The 14533-nt window shown below is 59.9% G+C and carries 15 protein-coding genes; 9 read left to right on the forward strand and 6 right to left on the reverse strand.

Annotation, left to right across the window (positions count from 1 at the left end; genetic code table 11):
- Positions 1–20 precede the first annotated feature (20 nt).
- From AC1DX3_RS03255 to AC1DX3_RS03270, 4 genes are all read right to left on the reverse strand, one after another.
- On the reverse strand, positions 21–284 hold the full coding sequence (locus tag AC1DX3_RS03255) for a hypothetical protein (RefSeq protein WP_476987794.1): 264 nt from the start codon (positions 282–284) through the stop codon (positions 21–23).
- A gap of 103 nt (positions 285–387) precedes the next feature.
- Entirely contained in the window at positions 388–594 is a 207-nt protein-coding gene (locus tag AC1DX3_RS03260; protein WP_476987795.1) for a hypothetical protein, read from the reverse strand.
- A 300-nt stretch (positions 595–894) separates the two neighbouring features.
- Positions 895–1767 carry a flagellar motor stator protein MotA gene (gene motA / locus AC1DX3_RS03265; RefSeq protein ID WP_476987796.1) on the reverse strand — a complete coding sequence of 291 codons (873 nt, stop codon included), beginning with the start codon at positions 1765–1767 and terminating at the stop codon, positions 895–897.
- 112 nt (positions 1768–1879) lie between these two features.
- Positions 1880–3247 (reverse strand): lytic murein transglycosylase, encoded by a 1368-nt coding sequence (locus tag AC1DX3_RS03270; protein ID WP_476987797.1) that lies wholly within the window; start codon positions 3245–3247, stop codon positions 1880–1882.
- A gap of 263 nt (positions 3248–3510) precedes the next feature.
- On the opposite strand from AC1DX3_RS03270, the gene ykgO reads away from it, so the two are divergent.
- From ykgO to AC1DX3_RS03295, 5 genes are all read left to right on the forward strand, one after another.
- Positions 3511–3636 (forward strand): type B 50S ribosomal protein L36, encoded by a 126-nt coding sequence (gene ykgO / locus AC1DX3_RS03275; RefSeq protein ID WP_168044709.1) that lies wholly within the window; start codon positions 3511–3513, stop codon positions 3634–3636.
- Between the two features lie 204 nt (positions 3637–3840).
- Positions 3841–4443, forward strand: a complete 603-nt coding sequence (locus AC1DX3_RS03280) for an HAD family hydrolase (RefSeq protein WP_476987798.1) — start codon at positions 3841–3843, stop codon at positions 4441–4443.
- 96 nt (positions 4444–4539) lie between these two features.
- Positions 4540–4812 (forward strand): nucleoid-associated protein GapR, encoded by a 273-nt coding sequence (gene gapR, locus AC1DX3_RS03285; RefSeq protein ID WP_476987799.1) that lies wholly within the window; start codon positions 4540–4542, stop codon positions 4810–4812.
- A gap of 19 nt (positions 4813–4831) precedes the next feature.
- Positions 4832–5239 (forward strand): hypothetical protein, encoded by a 408-nt coding sequence (locus AC1DX3_RS03290; RefSeq protein WP_476987800.1) that lies wholly within the window; start codon positions 4832–4834, stop codon positions 5237–5239.
- Positions 5240–5278: 39 nt separating this feature from the next.
- Complete coding sequence (locus AC1DX3_RS03295) at positions 5279–6277, forward strand: glycoside hydrolase family 71/99 protein (RefSeq protein WP_476987801.1); 999 nt, start codon at positions 5279–5281, stop codon at positions 6275–6277.
- Between the two features lie 916 nt (positions 6278–7193).
- On the opposite strand, the gene AC1DX3_RS03300 is transcribed toward AC1DX3_RS03295, so the two are convergent.
- Complete coding sequence (locus AC1DX3_RS03300; protein WP_476987802.1) at positions 7194–8312, reverse strand: lactonase family protein; 1119 nt, start codon at positions 8310–8312, stop codon at positions 7194–7196.
- Positions 8313–8591: 279 nt separating this feature from the next.
- On the opposite strand from AC1DX3_RS03300, the gene AC1DX3_RS03305 reads away from it, so the two are divergent.
- Positions 8592–9989 carry an MFS transporter gene (locus tag AC1DX3_RS03305; protein WP_476987803.1) on the forward strand — a complete coding sequence of 466 codons (1398 nt, stop codon included), beginning with the start codon at positions 8592–8594 and terminating at the stop codon, positions 9987–9989.
- Here AC1DX3_RS03305 and AC1DX3_RS03310 read toward each other — a convergent pair.
- On the reverse strand, positions 9973–11430 hold the full coding sequence (locus AC1DX3_RS03310) for a sigma-54-dependent transcriptional regulator (RefSeq protein ID WP_476987804.1): 1458 nt from the start codon (positions 11428–11430) through the stop codon (positions 9973–9975). The genes AC1DX3_RS03305 and AC1DX3_RS03310 overlap by 17 nt on opposite strands.
- Positions 11431–11703: 273 nt before the next feature.
- Between AC1DX3_RS03310 and AC1DX3_RS03315 the strand changes: the two genes are divergently transcribed.
- The 3 genes from AC1DX3_RS03315 to AC1DX3_RS03325 all read left to right on the forward strand — a co-directional run bounded on the left by AC1DX3_RS03315 (position 11704) and on the right by AC1DX3_RS03325 (position 14402).
- Positions 11704–13491, forward strand: a complete 1788-nt coding sequence (locus tag AC1DX3_RS03315) for a M3 family oligoendopeptidase (RefSeq protein WP_476987805.1) — start codon at positions 11704–11706, stop codon at positions 13489–13491.
- A gap of 67 nt (positions 13492–13558) precedes the next feature.
- Positions 13559–13810, forward strand: coding sequence for an aa3-type cytochrome c oxidase subunit IV (locus tag AC1DX3_RS03320; protein WP_476987806.1), 252 nt, complete (start codon positions 13559–13561; stop codon positions 13808–13810).
- 22 nt (positions 13811–13832) lie between these two features.
- Positions 13833–14402, forward strand: coding sequence for a DUF4287 domain-containing protein (locus AC1DX3_RS03325; RefSeq protein WP_476987807.1), 570 nt, complete (start codon positions 13833–13835; stop codon positions 14400–14402).
- The last annotated feature ends 131 nt before the right edge of the window (positions 14403–14533 follow it).

Below are 14533 nucleotides of genomic sequence, written 5' to 3' on the forward strand. Positions count from 1 at the left end.
GAAACAGGCTTCGTTGGGTTCTATTGGACGGCTGGCGCCGAGCCGGACGAGCCGCCGGCGGCAACCGTCGTCGCGGTCGGCGAAGCGGCGATAGCGGCGTCGACAGCGGCCATCGAATCCATGGTGGCCGAGGCTTCAACCGGCGCTTCAGGCGCCGCGGCGGACGCGGCCGGCACTTCGTCGCTGGTCTTGGGCTTACAGGCGGCGATCGACAGGGTCGCCACGGCGGCGACGGCGATAAGGGCAATACGAGTGACTTTGGCGGTGGCAATCTTGGCGGTCATGTGGAATTCCCTGAGGTGCGAGACAAAAGGTGCGAGACAATAAAAAAGAGGGCCACCTTACGGCAGCCCTCTCTTCAAATCAAATGCCCGAATGGGCGAATGATCAGGACGAGGCAACGGCAGCAGCCGGCGAAGCCGAAGCGTCGGCAGCAGCGGCCGAGTCCATGGCGGCGCCGGAGGCGTCGGCCGGAACTTCGGTGGTGGGTTCAGCCGACGTGGTGTCGGAGGCCTTCGGGGTGCAAGCGGCAACCGACAGAGCGGCGACGGCGGCAGCGGCGATCAGAGCCGTACGGACGATTTTGGAGGTCATGGATCAGATCCTTGTTTCTAACGTTTAGAGGGCAAAGAACGGTGACCCGTGCCCACGACCTGATTCATAGCGGAGTCGGCCGAGTCTCGCAAGTGGATATTTCACAAAACTGTGATCGCCCCTGTGCAAAACAGACCATTTTTCGTCAATTAGGGGGTATTTCGAGCTGAAACGTACCAGAGATAGACTTTTAACCGGTTAAATCACGGCAAAAAACGTGATCGGCCGTGATCGGGCACGTCAGGAACGACATTTTTTGTGATCGCCTGAGCGGTGAAAGCCCGGATCACACGGCAGACTTTACGCAGCCTCAGCGGGAATATTGTTGAGCGCTTCTTCCATCTGCAGGAAGGACGGTTGAGCTTCCGACGGGATGCTGCCGCGGCCGATTTCGACCGAGATCTGCGCCGCATTGCCGTGCAGGTGAGCGACCAGGACCGACTGGATGATCTTGTAGAAGGCTCCTTCTTCGTCGACCACGGCGCCGAGGCGCGTGGCGAACGGTCCGACCAGGCCATAGGCCAGGAAGACGCCCATGAATGTACCGACCAGGGCGCCGCCGATCATGGCGCCGAGGATTTCCGGCGGCTCGGTGATCGAGCCCATGGTCTTGATAACGCCCAGAACGGCGGCGACGATGCCGAGAGCCGGCAGGGCGTCGGCCATGCTTTGCAGGGCGTGGGCCGGCATGTGGGCTTCGTGGTGGTGCTTTTCGAGTTGGGTTTCCATGGCGTCCTCGACCTGGTGCGGGTCTTCGAGGTTCATGGTCATCATGCGCAATGTGTCGCAGATGAAGTCGGTGGCGAAGTGGTCTTTGCAGATCTTGGGGAAGCGCTTGAAGATCGACGAATCATGCGGCTTTTCGATGTGGCTTTCCAGGGCGATGACACCCTTCGACTTCATCGTCTTGGTCAGCAGGAACAGCAGGGAGAGCAGGTCCTTATAGTCGGACGCCTTCCACTTCGAACCGCCGAAGATCTTGCCGAAACCGCCGGCCAGGCCCTTGATGGTCGTCAGGCTGTTGCCCACCAGGGTTGCCGCGATGGCCGCCCCGGCAATACACATCAGTTCGTGCGGCGCGGCCTCAATGACCGGCGCCAGATTGCCGCCCGACATGAGATAGCTGCCGAACACCGCGCCGAACAACAGGACGATACCGATAATTTGAAACATAAGAGGAAAGCACCCAAGCCTTGATTAAGGCGGCCAGTATCGCCGTTAATCATTAAGGGCGGGTTTCCTCGCGCGCCTTTACGGGCGCTTTAACCGTAAATTTTCACCACAATCAGGATTGCGGCGATGTCGCGTTTACCAGGCCGACAAAGGTGTTGGCCAGATCGTAGCTGAGATAGCCGTCGGCAATCATGCCCTTGGAGCGTTGCCAGTCGCGAATCGCCTGACGCGTGCCGAAGCCGATGACGCCGTCGATCGGGCCGGGATCGAAGCCGGCGGCTTTCAGGGCTTGCTGCGACTTCATGCGCTGATCGAGGCTGAGCGGCTGCTCGGTCGGCCATGTTGCTACGACGCCGGGCTTGCCCGCTATGCCGTCGGCGATCAGGCCGACCGCCAGGGCATAGGCGGTCGAATTGTTGTATTTGCGGATGACATAGTGGTTGGGCAAGGCCAGGAAAGCCGGACCCTTGGCGCCCGAAGGCAGGAGTAAGGTGGCGTTTTCATTGGCTTCCGCCGCCGGCCACGATCCGTTGTCGGCGCGGCGCAGGCCGAGCGCGGCCCAGCCGGCTGGGGTCAGTTGCTTGGTTTCGGAGAGATAATAGTCGAATCCGGCCGGCAGGACGACCTCGACGGCCCATTCTTCGCCGGGCTTCCAGCCGGCCTTGGCCAGAAGATTGGCGGACGATGCCAGCGCGTCCGAATCGGAATTCCAGATATCTACCTTGCCGTCGTGATCGCCGTCGACACCGAGCGTCAAATAGTTGTCGGGCAGGAACTGGGTCTGGCCCATGGCGCCGGCCCAGGAGCCGCGCAGGGTGTCGCGGCTCAGCTTGCCCTGTTGCAATATGGTCAGGCAGGCGATCAGTTCGTCTTCGGCCCAGACGCGGCGACGACCGTTATAAGCCAGCGTCGCGAAGGCCGAGACGACATCTATATTGCCCTGGACGCGTCCGAGGTCGCTTTCCATGGTCCAGATGCCGCCCAGAAGCGCCGAAGGGACGCCATAGGTCGCTACGATCGATGACACATTCGTATTGGCGGCCAGGCGATCGTGCGCGGCCGAGAACCGCGCCGGTGTCACGGCCTGGCGGATATAGGCGCTGATCGGCTTGGAAAATTCGGGTTGCTGCGAATCGGAGGCGGTGACGGTGGCCAGGGGTTGAACGCCGTCCAGCATCTGGCTGGCGAAAACGGGATCGAAGCCGCGCGACGCCGCTTTCTGGACGAAATTGGCCTTCCACTGATCGAAATTGGCATAGACGATCGGTGGCGCGACGGGGGCCGGCGTTGCCGCGGCCACGGAAGAGGTGGCGGAACTGGAGGCAGCCGAGGCCTGGGCGGCGTCAGCGGCCGGCGCAGCCGGTGCAGTGGTGACCGGTGCCCCGGTGACCGGTGCGGGCGGCACCTGTGCCATCTCCTGCGTTTCGGAACTGGCGCAAGCGCTCAGCAGGGCAAACAGGCTCAAATATCGCAGGCGCATGGGGATTCCGTTCTTGGCAACAATTGATACTAACCTGATTGCGTTTGGCTTTCCAAGAGCTTAAAGGCCACGCACGCTCAACAAAATGTGCGCCAAGACCAAGAATTATCCGCCTTTGCGTGAAAATGCACTTTATCGGCGTTGACAATTTCGGGCCGCTCCCCTAGATACCCGCCCTCTAACGAAGTTGGCCCATGCGTGCGACCGGTTCTGGTTGCCCTGGCTCAGCTTTGAAACGCCATTTTAAAGATCGGGTGAAAACCATGAAAGTCCGCAGCTCGCTCAAGTCGCTCAAGGGTCGCCATCGCGATTGTAAAGTTGTGCGCCGCAAGGGCGTCGTCTACGTCATCAACAAGACCGACCCGCGCTTCAAGGCGAAGCAGGGTTAATCTGGTTCCGGCCGCTTTGCGGCTTGACGTAGTGTCACAATCAACGCTTAAAGCGGCAGCGCTTTAAGCGTTTTTTCGTGTTCAATTTTTTCAGCTCAACCGCCGCATGGCTCGCCGCATCGGCGGCGACGGGCGGTCGCCCTTGCCAAGCGCGATGAGTCATTGTCATCTCGGCTTGGTATAAAATCCTATTCGGAGGTTACTGTGATCAAGGCTGTTTTGTTCGATGTCGGCAATGTCATCATCAACTGGAGCCGCGAAAACCTCTATGACAAGCTGATTACGGATCCCGCCCGCCGCGCCTATTTCCTCGATACCGTGGCGCCGATGGAATGGCATATGAAGCACGATGCCGGCGTCACTTTCGCCGAAAATCGCAAGGACCGGCTGATCGCCCACCCCGATTTCCACGACGAGATCCTGGCGTTCGACGAGCGCTTCGAAGAGATGCTGGGCGACCTGATCCCGGAAACGATCGCGGTCATCGAAGAGCTGCACGCCAAGGACGTCAATATGTACGGCCTGACCAACATGCCGCAGGAAAAGGCCGCCATGGTCTTTTCCAAGAGCCCGGTCTTCAGCTGGTTCAAGGACATCATCATCTCGGGTGACGAAAAGATGAGCAAGCCCGAGCCGGAAATTTTCGATCTGACGGTCAGGCGTCTGGGTGTGGCGCCCGGCGAAATCTTCTTTACCGACGACAGCGCCGCCAATATCGCCGGCGCCAAGACCGCAGGATTCGTCACCCACCTGTTCGATACGCCCACGACCTTGCGCCCGGCTTTGGTCGCTGCGGGCGTTCTTTAATCCACAGACGATCCGGACTTATCCTCAAGCACGGCTTGAGGTCTCGAATCGCTTTGTCTATGGTTAAGGCTACCCATTTTTCAGGATATCCGTACCATGGCCGACGACGCCGCCTCCATTTCCTCGACCGATGTCATCACTGGCGCCGCTCAGACCCGCCTGCGCACCATTATCGAGCGCATCGAACGCCTTGAAGAAGACAAGGCCGTCATCATGGCCGACATGAAGGAAGTCTATGCCGAGGCCAAGGGCGAAGGCTTCGACGTCAAGATTCTGCGCAAGGTCGTGTCGATCCGCAAGAAGGACAAGGTCAAGCGCGACGAAGAAGAAGCTCTGCTCGACCTGTACATGTCCGCCATCGGCATGTAAGCGCCGCGGAGACCGGGCCATGGCGTTCAAATCCAAGACGCCATCCAAGGGGCTCCCCAAGAGTCTACAGCGTAGCAAGCCCTTGCAAACCAAGGGTGCGATGAAGCCGGGCGCCGGTTTCAGCGCCAAACCACCCTCCCCCGCCGACCAGCGCAAGGCCGCGCAAAAGGCCTTGCAGAAGGCGACCCTGCGTGCGCTGGAAAAGGCGCGACAGGAAGCGGCCGAACAGGGCGTCGACCTGTCCGAATGGGAAAGCGAATTTATCGAAGGCGTGTCCGAGCGGGTCAAGACCTATGGCCGCGCCTTTGCCGATCCGGATAAGGGCGCCATGAATGGCACACTGTCGCTACGGCAAGGCCTGAAGCTCAAGGAAATCCGCAAGAAGACCAAAGAGCGGGCTGGACGCAAGCCCGGCGAGCCCTCATGATCGCGGCATGAGCGATAGAACGCAAAAGGCTGGGCCACGGTGACCGGGATCGCGCGCCGCTCCCTGCTTTCGGCCGCCGCGACCGTACTGGCATGGCCTTTGCGGACGCTGGCAGCGGCGCGGCCGGCGAAACAGGTCCTCGCCTTCTATTATGGCTGGTACGGTCCGGGCAGCCATTGGCAATCGCCAAACCCGGCCAGCAAGACCCTGGCGGACTCGCYGGATTTCCCGACGGCGGGCACCTATGACAGTCTCGATCCAGCCGCTATCGATCGCCATGTTGCGGAGGCCAAGGGCGCCGGGATCACCGGCCTGATCTGTTCGTGGTGGGGTCAGGGCGACCGTACCGATCAACAGTTGAAACCCTTGCTGGACAAGGCAGCTATGGCCGGTTTGGTGATCACCGCCTATGTCGAGAATGTCACCTCGCCTCAAGCCCTCGCCGACGCCTGCCTCTATCTCCTCGAGGCCTATGGCGGCCATCCGGCGTGGCTGAAGCTTAACGGCAAACCCGTCATCTTCCTTTATGATCGTGTCCTGCAAACCGTCGGGCTCAACGGGTGGAAACAGGCGCGGGCAATCATTGATGCCAAGGCGCCGGGGCGACTGGCCGTTATCGCCACCGGCAACGGCCGAAAACAGATCGCCGAACGCGCGCCGCTGTTCGACGGCATCCATATCTACGACATGGCCTTCTATCTGGCGCAAAACCATCCCTTTGCCTGGCTATGGCGGCGGCAGTTCTATGACAGCTGGGTCAAATGCCAGGCCGGTTTGAGCGTCACGACGGCGACGGTCATGCCGGGCTATGACGATCACCTCGTTCTCGGCCGCCCCGCGCCGCGCCCCTTCGTCGATCGCGACAACGGCAAGCTCTATCGCGGCCTGTGGCAGGCCGCCATCTCGGCCCGGCCCGACTGGATCCTGATCGTTTCGTTCAATGAATGGCATGAAGACAGCCAGATCGAGCCGTCCCTTCAATATGGCGGCCGGGAACTGGCGACGACGCGCGACATGAGCGCCAGGTTCCTCAGCTAGGCCGCTGCGCCGCAGGCAGACAAGTTCCTCCGCAAGAGCATTGTAAGCACGATTAGGATACCCGCCAAACGGTGTCCAGCGCGACGTCAACCCGCTTTGGGCCAATCTTCGAGACAGAGCAAATTCATCCCTTGATTGATTTTCGACGACGTCGTCACCTATCATTTTCACATCCGAATGACGAACAATGGCGATAGGTTTTCTGCACCGAATTCCGCCTGCGTCTCGGTCGGGATGTGCGAAAAGGTGCCGTTCTACTTGGCTGACAGATTTCTTGAAATAGGCCGATTTATCAATGTTGATTAACCCTGTTTCGCCCCTGCCCGGTTGTCCACGCTTTTCTAATAGGTTGATTATGTTATTCTTGATGCCGTGGATAACGGTGACACGCTGGGCCGGTCATTAACCCTATGAAAGGGCGATCGGGGTAAATTCAACGATTGATTAGAGCGTCGAGCTTGGCCATCCCTATAACATCTAACAAGACGAGCAGGACACTCGATAAATGGGGTGAAACGAACATATTTTGAGCTTTGACTCTGCTGTCCAAGCACGCTGAAAGGTTGTACCCTGAGAAGCGGACGCTCGCCGGCCGATGGCTTCAACCATAGCCACAATACACGCCTGTCAGACCGCGATGACTACGGTCGCGGCGGTATGGAGGACAGCTTTCGTCCCGACTGATCAATACCGGCACGCCGTTCGGCTCAGATACGGCACGTGCGAGGCATTGGGCATCGCGCCGCAAGTCTATGTCCGTCCATGTCGTCCAGCGCTTCCGCAGCACGATCTGCGGCACCGCGATTTTGCATGGTGCAATATCACGCATGACCTGTAACGGATCAAGCGTTGACAAAAACATACCAACAGGTATGTTGGCAGAAAAAATCCATAAGATACAGGCTATTGCCTGGATTTATATCGGCGCGATAAACACTGGTTGCGGGATCTCGACCGATTGCCCGGTCGGTGTCAAGGTACCGTCGTCATTGATCTTGAAGACGACCACGGTACCGCCGCGCTGGTGAGCCACCAGCAGTCGCTTCTGGTCTTCGAGGAGACAGAAGAAGCGCGGCCAGTCACCAAGCGTCGGTGACGACTGAACCAGGGTCAGGGCGCCGCCCGGCCCGATCGAAAAGACCGAGATACTGTTATGGCCGCGATTGGAGACGTAAAGTACGTCCCCGGCCCGATTGAGCGAGATATGGGCGGCGGCGCTATTGCCCTCAAAATCGACCGGCAGGCTGGAGACCGTCTGGGCCGAGCCGTAACTGCCGTCGCCATGCCGGCGCAGGACGAAGATTTGATTGCTTAACTCGCTGATAAGATAGGCAATTTCACCATTTGGATGAAAGGCGAGATGGCGCGGTCCGGAACCTGGCGGCGCCTGGAAGGCGGTAAAGCTGTCGCCCACCGCGCCAGTGGCCGGGTCGAAACTATAGCCCAGCAATTGATCCGTACCGAGATCGACGCTGTAGATGGCCTTTTGATCGGGCGCGAACTGGACCCAATGGGCGTGCGGCCCTTCCTGGCGATCGGCATTGGGGCCAGTGCCATGGTTTTGCTTGATAATCGGGTCCGCCAAAGGTTTTCCGTCGGCCCCGAGACGGAAGACGACGATATCGCCGCCCATATAATTGGCCACGGCGAGGTAATTTTCACGGCTATCGAGCGCGACGTAACATGGCGCGCCGCCTTCACTCTGAACCTGGGCTGCCTTGTGCCAAACACCAGCGTTGTCCACCCGATAATCGCCGATCAGGTTGTTGGTCTCATCGACCAGGTAGTGCCGTCCGGCCCGGTGGCTGTAGGCGCCAAAAGAGACGTTCTCAATAGCATATAAGGCCCGCCCGCCTGTCCAGGTGTCTCCGGCGGCATCGTAGCTCAGCGGAAAGATACCCATGCCCATATCCGACGTATAGGTGCCGACAAACAGCTGCAGATCGCCGGGCGCGGCAGACGCGCTGCCGGCCATGACCGCGAAGGCCGCTGTTCCGGCAAGAAGGGTTCGGCGGTTAAAAGAACTGGGATTCAAGGTGGGCCTCCGAGACTGATATTATGCTTCGGACATTAGGTTGCGATCTGTGAAAACGCTAGCGATTTCAATCCATTCCACGACGATAATTGCGTCATACCAAGGTTATACAACGGTAAATCGCTGAAATTTATAATCTTTTTTCGTCATAACATTTGTAAAACATGATAATGCAACGCTTTCGTCTGTAAAATCGTTCGCCTTACAGTTTCATTAACCGGGTCACGCAAGAATGTGCGGATAACGGGCGCGTACCTGCCCGGTTTCCGGACACCGGCCATGACGTCTTCTTCGAGCGATAAAACCGCCCTTCACGCTTACGAGCCCGTCGGTGTCCTGGAAACTATCAGCTACGGTTTGGGGGATTGCGGTTTCAATCTCTACTGGGCGCCGCTGACAGCGTTTTTTATGATCTACCTGACTGACGTCGTCGGCGTTCATCCGGCCGCCGTCGGGGCGCTCCTGATTACCATGCGCCTGATCAGCGCCATCGCCGAACCCGCCTTCGGCGCCTTTGCCGATCGTACCCAAACCCAGTACGGCCGCTATCGTCCGTGGTTCCTATGGTTGGCCGTGCCTCTGGCCGCCGCCGGCATCCTCGCCTTTTCTGTCGCCGATGTGCCACAAAACTTCAAGCTGATCGCCGTCTATGTCAGCGTCATCCTTCTCAATCTGGTCTATACGGCCGGCAATGTCGCTTATAACGCTCTGTCCGGCGTCATCACACCGGAATCACGCCAGCGCGAAATCATGATGAGCTTGCGCTTTGGCGGCGCCTTCCTGTCGGCTGTCTTCATCACATGGCTGACGCCAAAACTGGTGGCCTTCACCGGTCCGGGCAAGGAAGCGCTCGGCTGGCAGTTCGCCATGACGGTTTACGGCGTCGTCCTCATCGCCATTTTCGTCAACCTCTTCCTCCACACGGAAGAGCGCTTTTCTCAGGATTCGACGCCGCGCAAAAATCCGCTGAGCGATATCGCCGACCTGTTCTCCAACCGCCCATGGGTGGTCCTGTTCGCCCTGGGTTCGGTCGTCATGGTGGCTTTCACCCTGCACATGGCGGCGACACCCTACTACATGAAATACTATATCGGCCGTCCCGAACTGGTGACCAGTTTCGCCATGTCGTTCAGCCTGGGCCTGGCCGCCGGTTCCGCCGCCACCATGCTACTGACCCGCCTGATGTCGCGGCCCGTCCTGATCGCCGTCATGCTGGCCTTACTGGGCTGCGCTAGCCTTGGCCTCTATTATGTGCCGCAGGCACAACTGATGACCATCTTCATCCTGCAGGTCGTTACCGGCACGGCTCTGGGCACCGTCTCCACCATCACCTTCGCCATGTACGCCGATGTCGCCGATTTCAACGCGTGGAAGACCGGCCATCGCGCCACAGCCATGACCTATTCCATGATCAATTTCGGCAAAAAGATCGGCGCCGCCGTCGCCGCGGCGCTGATCGGCTGGGCGCTGTCGTCGCAGGGCTATACGGCCAATGCCGCACCATCGGCCGGTTTGCTCGAGAATATTCGCCTGATGATGGGACTGGTGCCGGCCGGCCTTGCCTTCGCCGGCGCCCTGATCGCAGGCATCTACGATCTGACGCCCAACGCTGTTGCACGGTTACAGGCCGAGATTGTGAGCGGGTTGACCAAGCCCAGCCTCACCCCGCCTCTTTGACGAGGCCTTCCAGGCCGCAATCGCGGACCTTGCGGTACAGGGTCGAACGCCCGATACCGAGGCGGCGCGCCACTTCCGACATATGACCGGCATAGACGCCGATGGCATGTTCGATCAGGTCGCGTTCGATGTCTTCCAGCTTGCGCAGGTGACCTGCGTCGTCGAGGATGCGCACCGGCGCATCGTGCAGGGCCGTCATGGCGTCGTGATGCTCTTCCACGGCCACTGCGATCGGACGGGGCGTGTCGGACGCCATCAGCGGCGCCGTTTGACCGCTGATCGCCGGGAAATCGAAGGCCTGCAGATGCGGACTGTCGCTGAGCACGATGGCGCGATAGACTGTGTTTTCGAGCTGGCGGACATTGCCCGGCCAATCATGGGCCGACAGCATCTGCATGGCTTCGGCGGAGACGCCGGAAACGCGCTTGCCTTCTTCGACATTGAAACGGCGGATGAAATGGTCGATCAGGGCCGGCACGTCCTCGCGGCGATCGCGCAGGGACGGCGCCTCGATCGGGAAGACGTTCAGGCGGTAAAACAGATCCTCGCGGAAGCGGCCGGCCTTGACCTGGTCGGCCAGGTTACGGTTGGTCGCAGAAATGATGCGGACGTCGACCTTGACCGGGCGTTTGGAGCCGACCGGATCGATCTCGCCTTCCTGAAGGGCGCGCAGCAGCTTGACCTGCATGTCGAGGGGCAGTTCGCCGACCTCATCGAGAAACAGAGTGCCGCCGCTGGCTTCCTGGAACTTGCCCAGATGTTTGTCCGAGGCGCCGGTGAAGGAACCCTTTTCGTGACCGAACAGGATGGATTCGACCAGGTTCTCCGGCAGGGCGCCGCAATTGACGGCGACGAAGGGCTTGCCGGCGCGTTCGCTGGAGCCCTGGATGGCGCGGGCGATCAGCTCCTTGCCGACACCGCTTTCACCGAGGATCAGGACGGGGATGGAGGACCGGGCGGCGCGTTCGCCGAGGCGGCGGACGATGCTCATGGCAGCCGAAGTGCCGATCAGGTCATCGAACGAGGTGCGGTTGGTGGTGCGTTTTTGCAGGCGGGCCACTTCGGCCGACAGATCGCCCATTTGCAGGGCGTTGCGGACGCTGACCAGGATACGTTCGGGCGATGCCGGTTTGATGAAGAAGTCCTGGGCTCCGGCCTGCATGGCCTTGACGACCGTATCGATACCGCCGGAGGCCGTCAGGACGACGACCGGGGTACGGATGCCGGCGGCGCGCAACTCCTTCAGGGTATCGATGCCTGATTGCCCCGGCATGACGAGGTCGAGAATGACCGCGTCTATGCCCTGAGACTGCGTGAGTCGTTCATAGGCCTGCGCGCCGTTTTCGGCGTGCATGACCGAAAAGCCTTCGCGCTCGAGGACAGCCTGTATCAGGCGACGCTGCGTCGGATCATCGTCGCAGATCAGGATCGTTTTAGCCATGTAACACCCATCATCATTCTGATTGCCATGCCCAGTTTTTGCGGACTTCGGCTTATTTTGAGACAACCTTACGGGTTCAGGGTGAAAATCCCGTTGAGAGAGACAGTTAATGTGCCGTTTCCGCACGCCATATGATCAATACGGGCAAACTGGGGTTTCTGCCTGTTGCTCGGGGCGGTGGTAGCACTGGGCCTGCCAAGGGATTGAGGCGAAAACACGAAAACCTTCTAGATTTCCAACCTCTTTTTCGTTATGCCCCTCGCCATGACAGACATGCCTTTAGATTCCGCCACAAAGCTCCCTATTTGGGATTTGACCGACCTGTATAACGGCGCCGACGATCCCAAAATCGCCCAGGACTTCGAGCGCGGTGCTTCGCACATCAAGGAGCTCGCCAAATTGCAGGGCGCCTTCTTGTCGGCGCGCGGCAATGCCGAACGCCTTGGCCTGTTGATCGATCAAGCCGCCGGCCTTTATGAAAAGGCCATGGACGATATCGGCGGCGCCTTGGCCTATGCCGGCCTGTCGTCGGCCATCGACCGCGAAAACCCGGTGATCTCCAAGCTGCAGTCCGATCTCGGCACCCAGGCGGCGATGATCTCCGCTGACAGCCTGTTTCTCAGTCTGGAACTGAACAAGCTGGAAGATTGGGAAATCGAGCAAGCCCTCAAGGCGACGCCCAAGGCCGGCAAGTGGCGGCCGTGGTTGCGCCGGGTGCGCGCCTCGCGTCCGCATGAATTGTCGCCGGATCTCGAGCGTCTGATGTTGGAACGCATGCCGGCCGTCGGGCAGTGGACGCGCCTGTTCGACGAGACCCTGTCGCGGATGCGCGCCAAGGTCGGCAAGGAATCGCTGACGCTCAATGAGGCGCTAACGCGATTGTCGGCGCCGCAGGCCGCCGTGCGCAAGGCCGCGGCCACCGGCTTGACCGCTGCCCTGAAAGAGGTCGCCCCGGTTCTCGCCCTGTCGCTCAATACCCTGGCCTTCGAGAAGCAGGTTGAGGACCGCTGGCGCAAATATGAAGATCCCGCCGCCTCCCGCCACCTGGCCAACGAGGTCGATAAGGACGCCGTCGACGCCATGGCCGATGCCGTCGGTGAGTCGTACAGCAGCCTGTCGCACCGTTATTACGCCTTGAAGGCGCGCCTGATGGGCCGCAAACAGCTCGACTTCTGGGATCGCAATGCCCCCCTCACCCAGGACGTGCAGCGCAACTATAGCTGGGAAGAAGCCAAGGAGATCGTCCTGGCCAGCTTCCGTCAGATGGGCCCCGAATTCGAAAATCGCGTCCAGGTCTTTTTCGACAAGCCGTGGATCGACGCCGCGCCGCGTCCCGGCAAGACCTCGGGCGCCTTCGCTCACCCGGTCACCGCCAATCGCCATCCCTATGTCCTGCTGAACTTCAGCGGCGATCGCCGTGAGGTCCTGACCCTGGCCCACGAACTAGGTCATGCCGTGCACCAGACCCTGTGTCAGCCCCTGGGCTCGATCCTGGCCGATACGCCCCTGACCCTGGCTGAAACAGCGTCGATCTTCGCCGAAGGCCTGGTCTTCGAGCACCTGGTCGCCAAGGCGTCGCTGGAAGAAAAGAAGGCGCTTCTGGCCGGCAAGATCGAGGACGGCCTGAATACGGTCATTCGCCAGATTGCGTTCCACCGCTTCGAGGAAAAGTTCCATGCCGCCCGTATGGAAGGCGAGGTCTCGGTCGACCAGATCAACGCCATCTGGATGGACGTCATGGGCGCCAGCCTCGGGCCGGCGATCAAGCTCAATGACGGCTACGAAGTGTGGTGGTCCTATGTCGGCCACTTCATCAATTCGCCCTTCTATGTCTATGCCTACGCCTTCGGCGACCTTCTGGTCTCGGCCCTGATGGAAAAGCGCCGCGAAAACCCCGAAGCCTTCACGCCGGATTATCAGGCCTTGTTGGCGGCCGGCGGCACCAGGACCTATGTCGACGCCCTGGCCCCGTTCGGCATGAATCCGCGCGACAAGGCGTTCTGGAAGATGGGTTGTGCCCGCTTGGAAGGTCTCATTGATGCGTTCGAGGCCTTGCTCTAAAACGCCGATTGACCAAATCACCTGCCTTTTGTAAGAACCGAAGCCTAATCTCCTCCAAGGACCTCCCATGGCCGACCATCACGATCATTCCAACGACCACTATGTCCATGGCGAGATGGACATCCATCAGCATCAGCATTCCTACGAGCTGTTCGCCAGCCTGACCAAGTGGTGCAGCCTGCATATCGCGACGGTCCTGATCTTCCTGGTCATCCTGACCTGCACCAAGCTGGGCTTCATGACCGCCGCCATCGCCGCGATCGTAGTTTCGGTTCTCGGTTTCCTGATGTTGAAAAAGAAGCCTGGCGCTTCCCACTAAGCCATTTTCAGGGCGTGTGACGATGGCCGCCAATCTCACGGAACGCCAACAGAAATGGTTCGCTTCGGTCAAGGCTAGCCTCGAGCGTGACACCGGCCGTCCGCTCGACGCCTGGGTCGAGATCGTCCGCCGCGACTGTCCCGAGACTGAGCGGCGCAAGCAAGAGGCTTGGCTTAAGGCCACCTACGGCATGAGCATGATCCGCGCCGGTCAGATCATCAACGCTGTCAATCCCGAACCCGACATGTGGGAAGACCCGGCTTTTCAGCGCGGCGAGTTGTGGAAGGACGCAGGGTCGACCGCTATCCTCATCGCCTTCGAAGCGCTGATCCAGGATATCGCGGACGTGATCCCTACCCAGCGCAAGGGTTTCACCGCCTGGTCGCGCGCCGTGCAATTTGCTGCGATGAAGCCGTTACGTGGCGGTAAGGCCATGTTGGGTTTGGCGATCGCTCCCGAATCCGATGCGCGCTTGGCGCTGGCACGTAAGGACACCTGGTCCGAACGGTTGAAATCTACCGTGACTCTGACAACGCCGGCGGATCTCGAAGGCCTCCTGCCTTTGGTCGAAGCGGCCTGGCAAAAGTCCTAGTTCAGCCCTCGTAACCTTTGGCGATACCAGATATCGCGTAGGCAGGCTTTGACTTGCCTGTGTTTTCCCCATAACAAGACGAGAACAAACAMACGACTCTAGTCGTTACCAAAGCTACCAGGTTGGAGGGA

It is taken from the genome of Asticcacaulis sp. P2_B1, from assembly GCF_056404915.1.